16 protein-coding genes are annotated in these 19,010 nt (G+C 72.1%); 15 read left to right on the top strand and 1 reads right to left on the bottom strand.

The annotated features are described in order from the left end of the window. Positions 1–10 precede the first annotated feature (10 nt). The 15 genes from ACZ7CH_RS21000 to ACZ7CH_RS20930 all read left to right on the top strand — a co-directional run bounded on the left by ACZ7CH_RS21000 (position 11) and on the right by ACZ7CH_RS20930 (position 18,410). Positions 11–3,064 carry a non-ribosomal peptide synthetase gene (locus ACZ7CH_RS21000; protein ID WP_470374644.1) on the top strand — a complete coding sequence of 1,018 codons (3,054 nt, stop codon included), beginning with the start codon at positions 11–13 and terminating at the stop codon, positions 3,062–3,064. Further along, on the top strand, positions 3,064–3,753 hold the full coding sequence (locus ACZ7CH_RS20995) for an alpha/beta fold hydrolase (protein WP_360392053.1): 690 nt from the start codon (positions 3,064–3,066) through the stop codon (positions 3,751–3,753). Before ACZ7CH_RS21000 ends, ACZ7CH_RS20995 begins: the two co-directional genes overlap by 1 nt. Beyond that, the gene (locus ACZ7CH_RS20990; RefSeq protein ID WP_458431048.1) at positions 3,750–4,439 is read left to right on the top strand and encodes an SDR family NAD(P)-dependent oxidoreductase; all 690 of its coding nucleotides are present in this window, start codon (positions 3,750–3,752) and stop codon (positions 4,437–4,439) included. Before ACZ7CH_RS20995 ends, ACZ7CH_RS20990 begins: the two co-directional genes overlap by 4 nt. Continuing rightward, positions 4,427–5,581, top strand: coding sequence for a glutamate-5-semialdehyde dehydrogenase (locus ACZ7CH_RS20985; protein ID WP_470374643.1), 1,155 nt, complete (start codon positions 4,427–4,429; stop codon positions 5,579–5,581). Before ACZ7CH_RS20990 ends, ACZ7CH_RS20985 begins: the two co-directional genes overlap by 13 nt. Beyond that, positions 5,574–5,843 (top strand): acyl carrier protein, encoded by a 270-nt coding sequence (locus ACZ7CH_RS20980; RefSeq protein ID WP_360392046.1) that lies wholly within the window; start codon positions 5,574–5,576, stop codon positions 5,841–5,843. The genes ACZ7CH_RS20985 and ACZ7CH_RS20980 overlap by 8 nt, the downstream gene beginning before the upstream one ends. Further along, positions 5,840–7,096 (top strand): TrpB-like pyridoxal phosphate-dependent enzyme, encoded by a 1,257-nt coding sequence (locus ACZ7CH_RS20975; protein ID WP_458431049.1) that lies wholly within the window; start codon positions 5,840–5,842, stop codon positions 7,094–7,096. Before ACZ7CH_RS20980 ends, ACZ7CH_RS20975 begins: the two co-directional genes overlap by 4 nt. Before the next feature lies 1 nt (position 7,097). Continuing rightward, positions 7,098–8,081 carry an acyl carrier protein gene (locus tag ACZ7CH_RS20970; RefSeq protein WP_458431050.1) on the top strand — a complete coding sequence of 328 codons (984 nt, stop codon included), beginning with the start codon at positions 7,098–7,100 and terminating at the stop codon, positions 8,079–8,081. Then, on the top strand, positions 8,078–9,493 hold the full coding sequence (locus ACZ7CH_RS20965) for a class I adenylate-forming enzyme family protein (RefSeq protein ID WP_360392038.1): 1,416 nt from the start codon (positions 8,078–8,080) through the stop codon (positions 9,491–9,493). The genes ACZ7CH_RS20970 and ACZ7CH_RS20965 overlap by 4 nt, the downstream gene beginning before the upstream one ends. 252 nt (positions 9,494–9,745) lie before the next feature. After that, a complete protein-coding gene (locus tag ACZ7CH_RS20960) occupies positions 9,746–10,927 on the top strand; it encodes a type III PLP-dependent enzyme domain-containing protein (protein ID WP_470374642.1) in 1,182 nt (393 codons plus the stop codon). Next, positions 10,927–11,166 carry an acyl carrier protein gene (locus ACZ7CH_RS20955; protein ID WP_360392033.1) on the top strand — a complete coding sequence of 80 codons (240 nt, stop codon included), beginning with the start codon at positions 10,927–10,929 and terminating at the stop codon, positions 11,164–11,166. Before ACZ7CH_RS20960 ends, ACZ7CH_RS20955 begins: the two co-directional genes overlap by 1 nt. Continuing rightward, a complete protein-coding gene (locus ACZ7CH_RS20950) occupies positions 11,163–12,245 on the top strand; it encodes an acyl-CoA dehydrogenase family protein (RefSeq protein WP_360392030.1) in 1,083 nt (360 codons plus the stop codon). Before ACZ7CH_RS20955 ends, ACZ7CH_RS20950 begins: the two co-directional genes overlap by 4 nt. Then, positions 12,238–13,179: an acyl-CoA dehydrogenase family protein gene (locus tag ACZ7CH_RS20945; protein WP_360392027.1), complete on the top strand. Its 942-nt coding sequence runs from the start codon at positions 12,238–12,240 to the stop codon at positions 13,177–13,179. The genes ACZ7CH_RS20950 and ACZ7CH_RS20945 overlap by 8 nt, the downstream gene beginning before the upstream one ends. Next, entirely contained in the window at positions 13,176–13,730 is a 555-nt protein-coding gene (locus tag ACZ7CH_RS20940) for a 4'-phosphopantetheinyl transferase family protein (RefSeq protein ID WP_470370953.1), read from the top strand. The genes ACZ7CH_RS20945 and ACZ7CH_RS20940 overlap by 4 nt, the downstream gene beginning before the upstream one ends. Beyond that, positions 13,727–16,147 (top strand): AMP-binding protein, encoded by a 2,421-nt coding sequence (locus tag ACZ7CH_RS20935; RefSeq protein ID WP_470370954.1) that lies wholly within the window; start codon positions 13,727–13,729, stop codon positions 16,145–16,147. The genes ACZ7CH_RS20940 and ACZ7CH_RS20935 overlap by 4 nt, the downstream gene beginning before the upstream one ends. After that, positions 16,137–18,410: a condensation domain-containing protein gene (locus ACZ7CH_RS20930; RefSeq protein WP_360392018.1), complete on the top strand. Its 2,274-nt coding sequence runs from the start codon at positions 16,137–16,139 to the stop codon at positions 18,408–18,410. Before ACZ7CH_RS20935 ends, ACZ7CH_RS20930 begins: the two co-directional genes overlap by 11 nt. Here ACZ7CH_RS20930 and ACZ7CH_RS20925 read toward each other — a convergent pair. Further along, positions 18,375–19,007 carry a GTP pyrophosphokinase gene (locus ACZ7CH_RS20925; RefSeq protein WP_360392015.1) on the bottom strand — a complete coding sequence of 211 codons (633 nt, stop codon included), beginning with the start codon at positions 19,005–19,007 and terminating at the stop codon, positions 18,375–18,377. The genes ACZ7CH_RS20930 and ACZ7CH_RS20925 overlap by 36 nt on opposite strands. Positions 19,008–19,010: the final 3 nt, after the last annotated feature.

Raw genomic sequence — 19,010 nt, 5'->3', positions numbered from 1 at the left:
TGGGCTGCCCATGACGGAGTCCCAGAAGGGACTGCTGGTCGTCGACGCGGGCGCGCCGGCGGACTCCGTGCTGTACAACCAGCTCGTCCGCCTGGACGTCGACCCGGCGCTGAGCGACGAGGCGGTGTCGCGGGCGCTGCTGACGCTGGTGACGATCCAGCCGGCGATGCGCGAGGTGTTCGCCGCGCTGCCGCAGATGCACGCCTCCCTCACGCCGCCGCCGGTCGTGGTGCCGATGGAGCGGGTGACCGTGCAGCCGTGGGAGTTCGAGCAGGCGGTCGCGGAGGTCGCGGAACGGATCGGGCGCCCGACGTTCGACCTCGCGCGCGGCCCCGCCTACCGGTTCGCGCTCGTCCGCGCGTCCGACGGCAGCGCCGCCGCGATCCTGCTGGCGGACCACCACATCATCCTCGACGGCATCTCGCTCGGGCCGTTCGTGCGCGACCTGGAGGCCGCGCTGGCCCAGCCGCTGTCGCGGGAGGAGCTCGCGGCCAAGCGGGAGGCGCGGGAGACCGCGTTCCGCAAGGAGCTCGAGGCGCAGACCCGCAGCGCGAGCCCGGAACGCGTGGCGGAGCGGGCGCAGGAGTGGGCGGCGCAGCTGCGCGAGGTGCCGCCGCTGGTGCTCTCGCCGCGGCCGGGCCGCCCGTCCTACACCTCGTTCACCGGCGCGCGGATCAGCTGGACCATGTCCGAGGCGGAGGGCAGGGCGCTCACCGACCTGTGCCGCCGGCTCGACGTGACGCCGTTCGTGGTGTTCAGCGGCATGTACGGGCTGGTGCTCGCGCGGCACGGCAACGTCGGCAGCGTCCTGGTCGGCAGCCCGTTCATGGCCCGGCGCACGATCGGCGCGTTCGACCTGTGCGGGTTCTTCGTCAACACCCTGCCGGTCACCGTCGAGGCCGAGTGGTCGCGCACGGTCGACGAGCACCTCGGCAAGGTGGTCAAGGGCGCGGTCGACCACTGCCGGTCCAATGTGGACATCACGTTCAACCAGCTGGTCGCGCACGCCCGCCCGGAGCGTTCCAGCAACCGCAACCCGCTGTTCTCCGCGATGCTCGCCATGCAGGACACGTTCTCCGAGTCGCGGGGCTCGGTGCTGCGGGTGCACGAGCTGGGCAACGGCAACGCGAAGTTCGACCTGTGGCTGGGCGCCACCCCGGTCGACGGGCGCTGGCAGTTCGAGCTGGAGTACGACCGCGAGCTGATCTCGCCGGCCACCGCCGACGGTCTGCTCACGTCGCTGCGCTCGGCGATGCGGCGGGCGCTCGCGGACTCGTCGGTCGCGCTGGCCGACCTGTTCACCGACTGGCCGGTGCCGCGCACCGACGGCTGGCACCGCCCGATCCCGGACGGCTCGTTCGCGTCGATCATCGAGGACGTCGCCGCCGACCGGCCGGACGCCGTCGCGATCGAGACGCCGGACCGCGCGTTCTCCTACCGCGAGCTGGTCGCCGCGGCCCGCCGGGTCGCGAACGGCCTGGCCTCCAAGGGAATCGGCCCCGGTGACGTGGTCGGCCTCGTCAACCAGGACCTCGCCGACACCACGATCGCCATCCTCGCGATCCTGCGCCGCGGCGCCGCCTACCTGCCGCTCGACCCGACGCTGCCCGACGAACGGCTCGCCTACATGATCGAGAAGGCAGGCTGCGCGTTCGTCCTCGGCCGTGACGCCGAGGTGTCCACACTGGACGGACCGGACGCCGGGCTCGTCGCGAGCACCGAGCACCCGGTGTACGTCATGTACACCTCCGGCTCGACCGGCAAGCCCAAGGGCGTCGAGATGGGCCACGGCCCGCTCGCGAACCTGACCTCGTGGCAGCTCGCCGCGCTGCACATGGACGCCGACACCCGGTTCCTGCAGTACGCGCCGCTCGGGTTCGACGTGTCGTTCCAGGAGATCGTCCCGACCCTGGTCGCGGGCGGCACCATCGTCTCCCGCGAGCCCGCCGACCGCCGGATGTTCCCGGCGGTGCTGAGCCGGATCGCCTCGACCGAGGTCACGCACGTGTACCTGCCGGTCGCGGCGCTGCGGCCGCTGGTGCAGCTGGCGAACGCCCGCGGCGTCGTCCTGCCGCACCTGCGCTACCTGTGCGTCTCCGGCGAGCAGCTGATGGTCGACGACGAGGTGCGGACGTTCTTCGAACGCCACCAGCACTGCGTCCTCGTGAACCTGTACGGACCCACGGAGACGCACGCCGTGACCTCGCACCGGCTGTCGTACCGCAGCCACGAGTGGGCCGCGCACGTGCCGATCGGCCTGCCGTACCCCGGTGTCGAGGCCTACGTCGTGGACTCGACCGGGCACCTCGCACCGCCCGGGGTGGTCGGCGAGCTGTACCTGGGCGGGCTGTGCCCGGCCACCGGGTACGTCAACGACCCGGAGATCACGGCCCAGCGGTTCGTGCCGGACCGGTTCGCCGGCGGCGGCACCATGTACAGCACCGGTGACCTGGTCGTGCGCGATGACGACGACGTGCTCACGTTCCTCGGCCGCGCCGACGACCAGGTCAAGATCCGCGGCTACCGGATCGAGCTGGGCGAGATCGAGACCGTCGCGAACCGGTGCCCCTCGGTGCACCAGGCCGTCGCGGTCGTGCGCGGCGACGGCGTGGACCGCGAGCTGGTGCTGTTCGTCGTGCCCTCCGGGCAGCTGGACGCCGACGCGATCAAGGCGGAGATGTCGCGGTCGCTGCCGTCGTACATGGTGCCGGTGTGGGTGTTCGAGCTGGACACCGTGCCGACGACGCCGACCGGCAAGACCGACAGGGACGCGCTGGTGGCCCGCAGCGACGAGCTGCTCGTGGCACCGGAGGAGCCGGAGACCGTCGAGTACGAGGACGAGCTGGAGCGCGAGCTGGCCGGGATCTGGTCGGGGGTGCTGAACGTCGAGCCGATCGTGCGCGACCGGCCGGTGCTGGAGTACGGCGCCCACTCGCTCACGATCTTCACCGTCCTCGCCGAGGTGCAGGAGCGCTACGGCGTCCCCGTGCCGATGATCGACTTCTTCGGCTCGCCGACCGTCGCGACGCTGGCCGGCCTGGTCCGCGCCGGGAAGGCGGGCTGATGCTCGGCCGGCTGATCACCCTCGTGCGCCGCGGCGACCGGCCGTCCGCGGTGCTGCTGCCCGGCGCCGGCGGCGGGCTCAACCCGTACCTGCGCCTGGCCACCCACCTCGGCGAGACCCACAACGTGCACGCCGTCCGCGCGGCCGGCCTCGTCCCCGGCGAGGAACCCGAGCACACGATCGCGGAGATGGCCGAGTCGGCGGACAAGGCGCTCGCCGAGGCCGGGGTGGACCCCGCCCTGGTGTTCGGCTGGTCGCTCGGCGGCACGGTCGGCTGGGAGCTGTGCCAGCGGCTCGCGGGCGCACCGGACCTCGTGGTGGTCGACAGCTCACCGCTGCCCCGCGTGTCCACCGCGGAGGACGACGCGGAGCTGCGCGAGTTCATCGTCGGCATGCTCGGCCCGCGACCGGACCCGGACACGGCCGACCGCGTGCGGGCCACGTTCGACACGCAGGTCGCCGCCCTCGCGGAGTACCACGGCACCGGCACCCACGCGGGTCGCGTGCTGGTGCTGATGTGCCGGGACGACGACTTCCGCGACCGGGAGGCTGCGGCGGCGCGCTGGCGCGAGCTGGCACCCCACCTGGTCGGCGGCACGCTCGCCGCCTCGCACTACTCCGTCTTCGACCCGGCACACCTGCCGGAGCTCACGGCACGACTCGACGCTTTCCTGGGGGTGCGGGCATGAGGCTCGCTGTGGTGAGCGGGGGAACCCGCGGGATCGGGCTGGCGCTGAGCCGGCGCCTGACCAAGCTCGGCTTCGAGGTCGTCGCGCTGTACCGCTCGGACGCCGCGGCTGCCGAGGCGTCGGGACTGCGGACCTACCAGGTGGACGTGGCCGACCCGGACGCGGTCGCCGTCGTCGCCGACAAGATCGGGCCGATCTCGGTGCTGGTGAACAACGCCGGGGTCAACATCGACCGGCCGTTCCTGGAGATGTCCGTGCAGGACTGGAAGACCGTCGTCGACACCAACCTGTCCGGTGCCTTCTACCTGACGCGGGCGTTCGTCCCGATGATGGACGACGGCACCGTGATCAACGTCGGTGCCACGACCGGCATGCGGGCGCGGGCCAACGGCGCGAACTACTGCGCCGCCAAGGCCGGCCTGCTGCACCTGACCAAGTGCCTGGCGCTGGAGCTCGCGCCGAAGATCAGGGTGAACTGCCTGATCCCCGGCATGACCGAGACCGACGAGCTGGTCACCCGGTTCCGGCTGGACGACCCGGTCGCGCGGGCCCAGGTGATCTCCGAGATCCCCGTCGGCCGGATGGGCACCGTCGAGGACGTCGCCGACGGGCTGGAGTTCCTCGTCAACGGCACCTACGTGACCGGGCAGAAGCTGATCGTGGATGGTGGCCAGTGGATGTGGTGACGCGTGCGGCGCAGGCCAGAGCGGCCGCCCCGCCCCCCGGCGACGACCGGTACGCCGAGTACTGCTCGGAGCTCGCCGCCGGCCTGACGAAGGACTGGACGCGGGTGCTCGCCGCGAACGCGCAGGACGTCGAGAGCTCTGGGCTGTCCGGGGAGCTGCTGGACCGGCTCACGCTGGCGCAGCGCCACCTCGACGTGCTGGTGCGGCTCACCGAGGACGTGCGCGCCGAGCTGCCGCGCGTGACCGGCCGGGTCGGCAACCGGATCGCCAAACCGCTCGGCGTGGTCCTGATGATCTACGAGGCGCGGCCGACGGTCACGATCGAGGGCGCGCTGCTGCCCGTCGCGGTCGGCAACGCCGTGATCCTGCGCGGTGGCAAGGAGATGGCGCTCACCAACGCCGAGCTGGGCCGGATCGCGGCCGAGGCGGCGGTACGGGCCGGGCTGCCGGAGGGCGTCGTCCAGGTCGTCACCGACCACGACCGGCGCGTGGTGCGGGAGCTGCTGAAGCGGCACGACGCCATCGACGTGCTGATCCCGCGCGGCAGCCCCTCGCTGATCGACTACTGCCTGTCCGCGTCGACGATCCCGGTGATCGCCTCCGGCGGTGGCGTGAACCACCTCTACGTGGACGCCAGTGCGGACGTCGACCTGGCGGTGTCGATCGCGCTGGACAGCAAGCTGCCGGAGCCGACGGCGTGCAACACCCTCGAAATGGTGCTGGCGCACGAGGACATCGCGCCCGCGTTGATCGAGGCGTTCGAGGCGGCGCGCGACGGCTGGGCGTTGAAGCTGGAGCTGGACCCGCACGACCACGGCCGCGAGTTCCTGGACCGCACGATCGCGCTGCACCGGGTGTCCTCCGTGGACGACGCGGTCGCGCACATCCGCCGGTACGGGTCCGCGCACACGGAGGGCATCGTCGCCTCCGACCGCGAGGTGGTGACGCGGTTCCTGAACACCGTGGACGCGGCGGCACTGGTGGTGAACGGGTCGCTGCGGCTGCACGACGGCCCGACCATGGCGCTCGGGCCGGAGCTGTCGATCAGCACCGGCCGGCTGCACGTGCGCGGACCGGTGGGCCTGTCGGCGTTGCTGACCCACAGCTGGGTGATCGAGGGGGAAGGGGCGCTCCGTGGCTGAGATCAGGGCGGCTGAGATCGGGCACGTCGTGAAGAAGCTCGTCATCCGCGAGTCGCGGCTGGCGCTCGACCCCGCGGAGCTGGCCGACGACGAGCCGTTGAACGGGTCGCTGCTGCGGATCAACTCGCTGGGGTTCCTCGGCATGCTGGTCAAGCTGGAGGACGAGCTGGACGTGACGCTGCCGGACGACCTGTTCGCCGGCCGCAAGTTCACGACGGTGGCGGACATCGTGGACGTCGTCAGCGCGGCGGTGGCGGAATGATCACGCACTGGCGGAGCGTTCTGCCGCACCTGGGCCACGACCTGCCGCCGGACCTGACGCCGGAAACCTCGTCCGGCGCCGTCACGGCGGGGCTGCCGCTGGAGCTGGTGCGCCAGTCGGTGTCGGCCAAGGAGTACTGGGAGATCCCGGAACCGGTGCTGGAGCGCTACCGGACCTACCGGCCGTCGCCGCTGTGGCGGGCCCGGCGGTTCGAGGAGGAGGTCGGCGCCCGCGCGCCGATCTACGTGAAGTACGAGGGCGGCAACATCTCGGGCAGCCACAAGCTGAACACCGCGCTGGCGCAGGCCCACTACTACCACCGCGCGGGGTTCCGCGAGCTGGTCACCGGCACGGGTGCCGGGCAGTGGGGGACGGCGCTGGCGGCGGCGTGCGCGGCGTTCGGGATGACCTGCACGGTGTTCATGGTCGGCGGGTCGTTGCGGGACAAGCCCTACCGGGGCAGCCTGATGCGGCTCTTCGGCGCCGAGGTGCACGCCTCGCCGAGCACGCTGACGTCGGTGGGCCAGTCGGGGCAGCAGGCGAACAGCCTGTCGCTCGCGATCGGGGAGGCGGTCGAGTACGCGGCGGCCGACCCCAAGCGGGCGTTCTGCATCGGCTCCGGCGAGACCTACTCGATCCTGCACCAGACCGTGATCGGGCTGGAGGCGGTCGAGCAGCTGGACGACGAGGTCGGCGTGGTGGTCGGCTCGGTGGGAGCGGGCTCGAACTTCGGCGGCATCGCGCTGCCGTTCTTCGCCCGCGGCACCGGTGAACGGCTGCTCGCGGTCGAGTCGTCGGCCACGCCGAAGCTGACCCGCGGGGTCTACGCCTACGACCACACCGACGCCACCGGCACCGGGCCGGTCGAGGCGATGTACACGATCGGCTCCTCCTACTCGATCCCGCCGTCGCACTCGGCGGGGCTGCGGTTCCACGGCGCGGCCAAGGTGATCTCGGCGATGCGGCACCACGGTCAGGTGGACGCGGTCGCGGTGGGGCAGCGGACGGCGCTGGAGGCGGCACGGGCGTTCGCGATGACCGAGCTGGTGCTGCCGGCACCGGAGTCCGGGCACGCGCTCGCCGCGGCGATCACCGCCGCCGCGCAGCCGGGCAAGGGCGTGCTGGTGTGCGTCAGCGGGCACGGCCTGCTCGACCTCTCGGCCTACGACCGGCTGCTCGCCGGCCTGCCGGAGGACGCACCGGCCGACGAAGAGGCGCTGCGCGCAGCCGTGGCCGGACTGAGGAGGATCTGACGTGCCGAGCGACTTCAGCGGCCTGCGCGCCGAGCTGATGGACTGCCTCCAGGTCAACCTGGCGATCCTCGCCGACCTCCGGCACGGTCCCGGCAGCCACGTGGCGCTGGGTGCCGAGCTGACCGGTGAGTCCACACTGGACCGCCGGCTCGACGAGGCCTCCCGCCTGCTCGGGTTGCAGGTGGTGAAGCGCCACGACGACGCGGTGCTGCGCGACCGGGCCACCGACGAGCTGCAGTACGCGGTGGCCGACGCGTTCGACCTGAGCTGGGTGCCGTACGCCGGCCACCAGCACATGGAGCACAGCTTCCTGTTCCGCGACGACGGCGACGCCTGCGAGGTCGTGGACGGGTACCACAACGGCACGCAGTGGGGAAACGCCCGGCCGGGCGTGTGGCGGGTGTCGTGGGACGAGCTGCCCAGGGCCACCGTGGTCGAGCTCGCGTTCGGCGAACTGCCCGCGCAGCAGGCGATCTCCCCGTTCGTGAGCACGGTCGACGTCGAGGCCACGTGCGCCGACGTCGAGCAGATGGTGCTCGACATCTGGCTGCTGGCGCGCTCCCGCGGGCTGCACGCCGTGTGGCTCGACTCGGCGGCGTTCGAGGAGCACGTCCGCGAGTGGAACGTCCTGGCGGCGCACAGCTACGTGGCGATGCGGCGGGTGCTGCGCGGCGGTGCGCTGGTGCCGAGCGTGGCGACCGAGCTCACCCGGTTGCTGGCGCGCGACGAGGAGCTGACGCGCGTGCGGTCCGTCGTGGCGGCCGAGCTGAGCGACGTGCTCGGCAACCGGGTGCACAGCGGCCGGACACCGTTGCGCGAGTTCCCCGGGTTCAGCTCGTTCCGGCTCGTGGACGTGATCGAACGGGTCGAGGCGCGGCTCGGCGTCGAGGTGGCCGCCGAGGCGCTCACGCCGGAGAGCCTGCGCGACCTGGACTCCCTGTGCGTGCTGTTCACCGGGTCGGCTGCTGCGGGGAGCGCGAGATGACGTTGCTGCACGAGTTCCTCGACCGCGCGGCCCGGTCCCGGCCGGACTCGCTGGCCGTCGGTCACGGCGACGCGACGCTCACCTACCGCGAGCTGAGCCGGGCCAGCCGCCGGATCGCGACCTGGCTGCACCGCCAGGGCGTCCGGCGCGGTGACCGGGTGGTCGTCGTCGTCCCGGTCGACCTGCTGGTGCCCGCCCTGCTCTACGGGTGCGCGCGGGCGGGTGCGGTGTTCAGCGTGCTCAACCCGCAGTCGCCCGAGGTGGCGATCGCCCACGTGGTCGCCGACTGCGAACCGGTGCTCGTGCTGCGCGACCTCGACGAGGTCCGCAGGGCGGTGGAGGGCGGGGACGAGGAGCCCGTGCCCGGCCCGATCGCGGTCGACCCGGTGTGCCTGGTCTACACCTCGGGCAGCACCGGCATGCCGAAGGCCGTCGTGTCCACGCACGCGCAGGTCGTGTTCGCCGCGCAGGCCATCCAGTCGCAGCTGGAGTACCTGCCGAACGACACCGTGTTCTGCGCGTTGCCGCTGGCCTTCGACTACGGGCTCTACCAGGTGTTCCTGAGCACGCTGGCGGGCGCGCGGCTGCAGCTGGGCAGCGCAGCGGACGCCGGCCCGCAGCTGGTGCGGCACCTGCGGGCGTGCGGTGCGACCGTGCTGCCCGCGGTGCCGGCGATGGCGGCCGGGCTCGCGCGGATGCTCGCGCGGCCGGGGACGCAGCCGCCGGCGTTGCGGCTGCTGACGAACACCGGTGCGGCCATGCAGCCCGAGGTGATCGCCGAGCTGCGCCACCTGGTCCTCGGCCTGCAGGTGCAGCTGATGTTCGGGCTCACCGAGTGCAAACGCGCCGCGATCATGCCGAAGGACGAGGACCTGCGCCGGCCGGGAGCGTGCGGGAAGGCGTTGCCGGGCACCGAGATCCTGGTCGTCGACCCGGACGGCACACCGGTGCCGGTCGGGGAGGTCGGCGAGATCGTGGTGCGCGGGCCGAACGTCATGAGCGGCTACTGGCGGCGTCCCGAGCTGACCGCCCAGCGGTTCCCGCGCGACGAGGGCCTGTTCCCCAAGCTGCGCACCGGCGACTACGGGCGCATGGACGCGGACGGCTACCTGTACTTCGTGGGCCGGCGTGACGACATCTACAAGGAGCACGGCTCGCGGGTCAGCGTCACCGAGGTCGAGGCCGCGGCCCACCGCGTCCCCGGCGTCGAGGCGGCGGCGGTGCTGCCCCCGGCCAGCGGGCAGCACGGGGCGACGTTGTTCGCCGTCACCGCACTCACCTCCGAGCAGGTGCTGGCGTTGCTGCGCGAGCAGATCGAGGACGCGAAGGCGCCGCGGGCGTGCGTGGTCGTGACCGAGATCCCGCTGACCCCCAACGGGAAGGTCGACCGGAAGAGGCTCCAACATGCCTGACCAGGTTCTCCCGTCTCCCTTCCACCCCCTGCTTCCGCCGGCATCTGCAAGTACCACCAACTCAACATCAACAAGCACTTTTCCACTGCCGACAGTGCTTCCGGCCGCCCGCGGGCGCAGGCCTGGTCCGAAGGGCGGCGAGCACGTTGGTGGTAGTTGAGGGCGATTCGATCATGTGTTGGTGGTACTTGCAGACGCCCTTGGCAGCAGCGGGGGTGGGCGGGGCTCACGGCCTAGTGCTCAGGGGGACGCGTGGCTGAGTACGTCTACGACCTGGACGAGGTGCGGCGCTGTCACGCGCTGCTGCGCTCGTCGCTGCCGGAACCGAGCGAGATCTACTACTCGCTCAAGGCCAACCCGCACCCGCTGGTGGTGCGGACGTTGCGGGAGCAGGGCTGCCTGGCCGAGGTGTGCTCGCCGGGCGAGCTGCACGTGGCGCTGGAGGCCGGGTTCACCGGCGAGCAGCTGCTGTACACGGGTCCCGGCAAGCGGGACGAGGACCTGCGGGAGGCGGTGAAGGAGGGCGTCACGCACTTCTCCGTCGACTCGCCGTTCGGCCTCGACCAGCTGAACGCGCTGGGCGTGCCGGTGCGGGCGATCGTCCGGATCAACGACGAGCAGCCGGTGCCCGGCCACGGCCTGACGATGACCGGGGTGCCCTCGCAGTTCGGCGCCGACCTGACCTGGGTGCTGCGCGACCCGGCGGCGTTCGGCTCGCGCGAGCACGTCTCGGTCGCCGGCTTCCACCTGTACATGGGCACGAACATCAGCGACGAGGACGCGTTGCTGAACCAGTTCCGGCAGGCGGCGCGCACGGCCCGCCGGCTCGCCGACGAGACCGGGCTCGCGGTCGAGGTCCTCGACCTCGGCGGCGGGTTCGGGGCACCGTTCGCCAGGTCGGGGGAACTGCCGGTCTTCCCCGGCCTGGCGGACGGCCTCGCCGACCTGCTGGACGAGACGTTCCCCGGCTGGCGGACCGGTGCGCCGGTGGTGGCGTTCGAGTCGGGCCGGTACCTGACGGCGACCTGCGGGACCCTGCGCACGCGGGTCCTCGACGTGAAGTACTCGCAGGACCGGCCGGTGCTCGTGCTGGAGTCCGGGGTGAACCACCTCGGCGGCATGTCGGGGCTGCGCAGGCTGCCGCCGATCGTGCCGGACGTGCAGACGGCCCAGGACGACCCGGCGCGGTCTCCGGTGCCGGACACGATCGTCGCCGGCCCGCTGTGCACACCGGTCGACACGTGGGCGCGCGCCGCCGAGGTCGCGCCGGTGTCACCCGGTGACGTGGTGAGCGTTCCCAACGTCGGTGCGTACGGGCTTTACGCCTCGCTGGTGGCGTTCCTCGGACATCCGCTGGCCGACGAGGTGGTCGTGGACGGTGGTGTGGTCGTCGACGAGTCGCGGCTGGAGATCAGACGAGAGAGGGGTTTGTAATGGACGCTGAGTTCCCGGCCGTGCTGCGGCCGTTCCTGAAGTACGCGGGTGCGGGCACCATCACGCCCGAGTCGTCGTTGCGCGATCTCGGACTGGACTCGATGCGCGCCATCGAGCTGCTGTTCGCGATCGAGGACAACTACCGGGTGTCGCTGCCCGACGAGCTGCTGACCGACGCGACGTTCGCGACCGCGGGCAGCCTGTGGGCGGCGGTCGACTCGTTGCGGGTCGCGTCGTGATCCCGGCGCTGGAGAAGGTCCTCGCGGTCACCGCCGAGCACGCCGGCCGCTGCGACGCCGATGCGGCGTTCCCGGTGGAGGCGCTGGAGGCGTTGCGCGACAGCGGGTTGCTGGCGCTGCCGGTCGTGGGGTCGGTGCGCGACGTCGTGGACGTGACGCTGCGGCTCGGGCGCGAGGACATGTCCGTCGCGATGATCTACGCGATGCACTGCCAGCAGGCGTTCGCGCTGGTGCGGCACGCGCCCGCGCTGGTGGACCGGATCCGGTCCGGCCGGGTGTACCTGGCCTCGGTGACCACCGAGAAGGGCAAGGGCGGGCACCTGCTGTCGTCGGAGTCCACTGTGGACTGGGTGGACGGCGCGCTGCGGATCGACCGGGACGCGCCGATCGTGACCGGCGGCGTGCACGCGGACGCGTTCCTGGTGACCGTGCTGGCACCGGACGCGACGACGCCGACGCAGGTGTCGCTGGTGTACGCGGACCGCTCGCAGCTCGACGTGGTCGAGGTGCACGGCGGCTGGGACCCGCTGGGCATGCGCGCCACCCACAGCGTGCCGATGCGGCTCGCCGGTGTCGTTCCCGCCTCCCAGGTCGTGGGCGCACCCGGTGGGTTCCGCGACGTGGTGGCGGCGACCTTCGGGCCGCTGGCGCACCTCGGCTGGGCGGCGGCGTGGCTGGGTGCGGCGTCGGGCGCGTTCTCCCGCGTTCTCGGACTGGTGCGCGGGTCGTCGCGGCAGTTCGACCCGTCGTCGGAGCTGCTGCTGACGCGCGTGGCGCGGATTCGCGAGCGGCTGGACGTGGTGCACGCGTTGCTGCAGCACACCCTCGACGCCGACTTCTCGGTCGGCGCCGGGCAGATGCTGGTGAACACGTTGAAGGTGCGGGCAGCGGTCGAGTGCTTCGCCGCGGTCGACGAGATGGTCGAGCTGGTCGGGCTCCGGCACGGGTACATGCGGTCCTCCGACCTGGAACGGGTCTTCCGCGACCTGCGCTCGGCGTCGTTGAACTACTCGAACGACCGCCTGCTGCTGGCGAACGGCGCGCTGGCGTTGCTCGATCGGCAGGTGCGCCTTGCGTGATGCGTGGCTGGAGCTGGACACGAGCACGGCCGACGTGTCCGCATTGGACGGACGCCACCCGGTCGGGGTGGTGCTGGCCTGCTGCGTCCAGCTCGCCACGGTCCTGCCGCTGCTGCGGGACAACGGACATCCGCTGGCCGGCGCGGTGGAGGCCGGTGACGCGGTGGTGGCGCTGGCCGCGACCGACGACGTGGGCGCGGGGTCGGACCTGATGTCGATGGGCACGACGGCGAAGCTGTCGGACTCGTCGGTCGCGGTGTCGGGCGTCAAGCGGTGGATCACGAACGCCTGCCACGCCTCGCACGCGCTGGTGCTGGCCCGGCACAAGCCGGTGCGGCACTTCACGAGCTTCTGCTGGGTGCTGGTGCCCCTGGACGCGCCGGGCGTGCGGGTGACACCGGAGCCGACGTCGCTGTTCGACGGTGCGGGCATCGGCGCGATCACGTTGGACGAGGTGGTCCTGGACCGCTCCGCCCTGGTCGGGCCGCCCGGGCGCGGCCTGGCGTCGTTCGCGGTGCAGGTCGCCGCCGAACGCCGCGCGGGTGCTCTGTGGGCGGTGGCGCTGTGCCGGCGGGTGCTGCGGGACGTGCGGGCCCGGCTGGGCTCGCGGGCGCTGGGGGAGGGCGTGCTGTGGGACAACGCGGCGGTGCGCGAACGCTTCGCGCGGTGCGTCGTGGAGACGTGGCGGATGGCGGCGGTGTCGGCGGCAGCACCGGACATGGCCTCGGCGATGGCGTTGAAGGTGGCCGTCGCGGACGGGCTGGACGTCGTGCTGCGGGAGTGCACGCAGCTGCTGGGCGCGGACGCGTTCACCCACGGCGGGATCGCGGAGCTGCGGGCGGCGGTGGCGATGTTCGGGATCGCCGGCGGTGCCGTGGGGGCGATGCTGGCGGGCGTGGCGGACCACGCGGACGACCTGCTGGAGGTCCGGTGAGGGTCGCGGTCGCCGCCGTCGGCGACGTCACCCCGCACGCCGTGGACGTCCAGGCCGCGGCCCACCTCCCCGCCGTGCGCGCCCGCGAGTTCGCCGCCGCCAGGGGCCTGCTGCGCAGCCTGGTCGCCGAGCTGGGCGAGGGGGAGATCGCGGCGCGCGACAGCGGGCAGCCGTACCTGCCGGACCACCCCGACCTGGCCGTCAGCCTGGCGCACGACGGCGGGTACGTCGCCGCCGCGTGCCGGCGGGGCAGGGGACTCGGGGTCGGCGTGGACGTGCAGCTGCCGGTACCCGCCTCGGACGGGTTGTTGCGGCGGTGCGGGGTGGCGGAGCTGGCGGAGTTGCCGGAGGGGGAGCGGGACTTGGAGTTCGCCTGGGTGTGGACCGTGCAGGAGGCGTGTGTGAAGGCGACCGGCGAGGGCCTGTCGGGTCGGCCGTGGTCGATCCCGGTTGCCCGCGGGCAGGCCAGCGGGACGTGGCGCGGCGTGCGGTGGAACCGGCTGCGCACCAGCGCGGTACCGGTGAGCGTGGCGTTCCTGGAGGCACCGTGATCACCGGGCTGAGCTGTTACACGACGAACCTGGTCGCCTACCTCGCCGGTGAGTTCGCGGGCACCGAGGCGACCTTCGCCGAGTCCGTGCGGCTGGCGGTGCGCACGGACCTGGACGAGCTGGCGTTCTCGCACCACCGGTACCCGCTGAACCGGCTGCCGGACGGCACCCAGCTCGCCTACGCCACCGGCGACCCGGTCAGGGGCATCACCGACGAGCTCGAAGAGCACGGGCGCTGCCTGGTGGTCACCGACAACGCCAAGCTGCCGTGGTCGCCGAGCAAGACCCCGGCGCCGCACTGGGTGCTCGTCGAACGCCGCCGGCAGAACCGCTGGTACGTGCGCGACGGGTTCGCGGGCCTGCTCGCGGACGGCGAGCAGCACCCGTTCGCCGGCTGGCTCACCACCGAGCAGCTGCTCAAGGCCATGCACCCGGACGACTGGACGCCCGAGCAGAGGCTCAGGAACGAGCACGTGTTCGGGTTCCCGCTGCACCAACCCGACGGTCAGCTCTGGCTCAGAAGAGAACGAGGACCCGGTGTCACGCCCCACCTCGACGGCGAGTGGCTGCGCACGGACGAGGAGGTCCTGCCGTTCCTCGCCGACCGCATCACCGAACGCAACCTCGACGACCTGTGGACCGCGGCGCAGCACCGGGCGTTCCGGCACCGGCTGCTCGGCCACACCGACGCGGGCACGGCCTGGGAGGGCCTGCCCAAGGCGCTGCGCTTCGCCGTCGACTCCGCACGCAGGGGCCGCCCGCGCGCGTCGCTCGTGCACAACACCCTGCGTCACCTGCTTGAGCTCGAAACCGATCTCGTCCCGGAGGCAACCGTGCTGACCACCCGCTCGCTCTACGACTGGTTCCACGCGTCCGCCCAGGAGTACCCGGACAACGTCGCGATCGAGATGTCCAGCGCCACCCTGACCTACGCCGAGCTGCAGGAAGCCGTCGAACGGGTCAGCGCCGCCATGCTGGAGAACCTCGGCCACGCGCCGAAGCGGGTCGGGCTGATGACCTCGCGCAGCCTCATCGGCTACATCGCCTACCTGGCCGGGCTGCGGCTCGGTGCCACGGCGGTCGCGCTCAACCCCGCCGCGCCCGCGGTCCGCAACCTCGGCATCACCGAGGACGCCGCCGTCGACTTCACCATGATCGACGACAGCTCCGGCGAGGGCCTGGAGGAGTACCGGGCCAACGCGCGGGTGCCGCTGTTCGACATGACCGGCGACCGCTGGCGCAAGTTCCTGTTGCCGGACAACGAGATCGCCATCCCGGACATCATCCGCCCCGACCTCGACGAGGGCTCCTACGTCGTCTACACCAGTGGCGCCACCGGCAAGCCCAAGGGCGTCCCGGTCACGCACACCAACGTCAGCTGGTTCCTGGCCGAGGTCATGAAGCGCTACAAGCTCAGCCCGGACTGCCGCGTCGCGCAGACGTTCGAGATGTGCTTCGACGGCTCGATCCTGTCGATGTTCGGCGCGTGGGGCTCCGGCGCGACCCTGGTCGTGGCCGAACGCGGTGACGTGCTCACGCCGGTGAAGTTCATCAGCGGCAAGCGGCTCACCCACTGGATGTCCGTGCCGTCGCTGATCTCGTTCGCCAAGCGCCTGCGCGCACTCGCCCCCAACAGCATGCCGACGCTGCGGCTCAGCTCGTTCGGCGGCGAACCCCTGACCGTGGAGCAGATCGAGGCCTGGACCCAGGCCGCGCCGAACACCGCGGTGATCAACTGCTACGGCCCCAGCGAGGCCGCCTGCATCGTCACCGCCTACGAGGTGCCGGCGAACCCGGAGGACCGGATCGTCACCTCCAACGGCTCCGCGCCCATCGGCACCGTGTTCGAGCACCTCGACTACGTGCTGTTCAACGACGAGTTCGAGCCGCAGGAGGACGACGGCGAGCTGTGCGTGCGCGGCTCGCAGCGGTTCCCCGGCTACCTCACCGAGAGCGAGAACATCGGCCGGTTCGTGGCGTGGAAGGAGGGCGAGACCCGCGGCACCCTCTACGACGGGACGAGCCCGGTGTCCGACGACCTCTGGTACCGCACCGGTGACCGGGTCCGGCTGGAGAGCGGCGAGCTCGTCCACATGGGACGGATCGACCACCAGGTGAAGGTGCGCGGCAACCGGGTCGAGCTCGGCGAGATCGAGTCCGTGCTGCGCCGCCACCCCGGCGTCGTCGAGGCGGTCGTGCTGGCCGTCACCGCGGCGGACGGCGAGATCGACCTGCACGCGTTCCACACGGGCGCCGAGGTCGGCGAGGACGAGCTCATCAGCCTCACCGACACCCTGCCGGTGTACATGCGGCCCCGCGCGTTCCACCACCGCGCGGACATCCCGCTGACCGACATCGACAAGGTCGACCGCAAGCGCCTCCTCGCCGAGTTCCTGGAGGCACAGGGTGTTCGTTAGTCCCGCGACCGCGATGCAGGAGTCCGTCTGGTGGATCCACCAGCGGGCCCGCAACAAGTCCCTCTACAACCTCACCTGGCGGCTGCTGTGCGACCGCCCGCTCGACGTCGACCGCCTGCGGTCCGCGTGGCAACGCCTCACCGACCGGCACGAGGCGCTGCGCACCGCCGTCCAGCGCACCGGTGACCACATCACGCTGACCGTGCACGACACCCGCACGGCCCGCCTGCACGTCGTCGAGGTCGACCACGGCGACGAGGAGCTGGCCCGCCTCATCGCCGAGGAGGTCCAGGAACAGCCGATCGACCTCGCCGACGCCCCGCTGGCACGCCTGACGTACGTCCGCATCGGCGACCGGCACGAGCTGCTGCTCACCGTCCACCACGTCGTGCTGGACGGCTGGGCGATCCAGCTGCTCGTGGCCGAGCTGTCGGTCGCCTACGAGGGCGGCGAGTTCGACGACGAGCCCGTGCCGTTCACGGTCTACGCCGCCGAGCAGCACGAGGCCCGCGCGAGCGGCAAGTGGGACAAGTCGCTCGACCACTGGCGGTCCGCACTGGACGGTGCGACCGCCACCACGGTCGCCGCCGACCACGCCGGCCGCTTCGGCGTCGGCGCACCCGGTGTCGTCATCCGGCACACGCTGAGCGCGCAGGCGAGCGCCGGCCTCGCGGCACTCGCCAAGGCGTCGTTCGCCACGCCGTTCGCGATCATGCTGGCCGCGCTGGAGGCCGTGCTCGCCCGCACCGCCGGTGCCGACATCAGCGTCGGTGTCGTCGCCGCGAACCGGATGAGCGTCCGCGACCAGGCACTCGTGGGCTACACGGCGAACCTGTGCGTCGTGCGGGCGTCCATCCAGGACACCGACACCGTCGCGCAGGTCGTCACGCGGGCCCGTGACGGCCTGTGGCAGATGTTCGCGCACCAGCACGTGCCCTACCCGGCCGTGTTCGCCGCGCTGCCGGCGGCCACGCAGGCGTCGCTGACCGACGCGTCCCCGCTGCTCGTCAGCTACCTCGGCCAGATCGGCTTCGACCTGAAGCTCGGCGACGTCGGCCTCACCTGGCTCGCGAGCCCCAACCGCGCGGCCCGCGCCGACATGTCCATGTCGTTCGCCGAGGTCGACGGCGGCCACCGCGCCGAGGTGGAGTACAACACCGGCCGCTACGACCGCGACACCGTGCTGCGGCTGCTCGACGACCTCGACACCGTGCTGTCCGCCGACCCCGCGCTGACCGTCGGTGAGCTGCCGATCCGGACCCGCGCGGTCACCGGCCACGTCGAGACCGAGGTCGTCGAACACCAGGCACTGCCCGCCGGAACCGAGTGGGAGGTGATCGCGGAGGAGTGGGCCGCGCTCGTGGAGGAACCGCCCACCGGTCCCGACGCCGACTTCTTCGCCTCCGGCGGCCACTCCCTGCACGTCGTGCGGCTCCTCGCGGCCGTGCGCGACCGGCTCGACGCCTCCGTGGACATCGCCGACTGGCTCGTCGACCCCACCCCGCGCCGGCTCGTCGCCCAGCTGCAGAGCACCGGCGAACAGGCCGCGCCGAGCACCCTGGTGACCCTCCAGGACGGCCCCGGCACGCACCTGCACCTCGTGCACGGCGCGGGCGGCGGCGTCCAGGACTACCGCGACCTCGTGGCCGCACTGCCCGACGACTGGCGCGTCACCGTCTCGCAGGAGGTCGAACCACTGCCCACCCTGCCGATGATGGCCCGCGCCTACCGCACCGACCTCGACCTCGCCGGCCTGCGCCCGGACGTGCTGGCCGGCTGGTCGATGGGCGGCCAGATCGTGTTCGAGATGACGGCCCGCGACCCGCAGCCGCCGCTGGTGGCCGTGATCGACTCGACCCCGCCGATCAACCAGAACTACCCCGAGGGCATCGAACGCGAGTGGTTCCAGATGTTCGGCCGCAACCTCATGGCGTCGTTCGGCGTCGAGGGCGAGTTCACCGACACCCTGGTGATCTCCGCGCGCCTGGCCCAGGCGGGCCACCACGTGCCGGCGCACGTCCTGGACGAGCGCTGGGAGGTCTTCCTGCGCCACGCCCAGGCCTCGGCCGCCTACCGGGCCCGCGGCCCGCAGCAGACCCGAGCCGTGGTCGTCGCCGCGGACCTGCTCGACAGCCAGCTCGACATGTGGGCGAGCCTGACCGACGCCACCACGCACCGCATCGACGCCGACCACTACGGCGTCCTGCGCGGCGAAGCGGCCCGGCAGCTAGCGGTCGTCCTGGTGGATGCGGCGGTGCAGTGACTCCATCCGCTCGTCCAGCTGCGCGGCGATCAACGCCGACGACATGAGCTCGTCGACGAAGTCCGCCGGCGGCCGGTCGTCGTACTTGTAGAACAGCTTGTGCTCCAGCGTGGCCCAGAAGTCCATGGCGATGGTCCGCAGCTGCACCTCTACCTTCACGTGCTCCACCCGGTCCGACAGGAACACCGGGATCCGCACGATGAGGTGCAGGCTGCGGTACCCGTTCGGCTTGGGCACCGCGATGTAGTCCTTGGTGAGCAGCACGTCCACGTCGTGCTGGCGCGCCAGCATCGCCGACACCCGGTACACGTCCGAGACGAACGGGCAGACCACCCGCACCCCGGCGATGTCGTCGAGGTGGTCGCCGATCCGGTCGGGGTCGAACGGCACCCCCTTGCGCCGCAGCTTCTCCAGGATGCCCTCCGGCTTCTTGACCCGGTTCGTGATGTGCTCGATCGGGTCGTGCCGGTGCACGGAGTCGAACTCCTCGCTGAGAATCCTCAGCTTGGTCATGAGCTCTTCGATCGCGAACTTGTAGACGAGCAACCTGCGTTCGAGGTCGCGCAGCAGGCTGAGGTCGTCGGCCAGGTCGGTCACGGC

The organism is Lentzea sp. NPDC037011, assembly GCF_055607425.1.
This window is presented reverse-complemented; position numbering and strand designations above follow the sequence as displayed.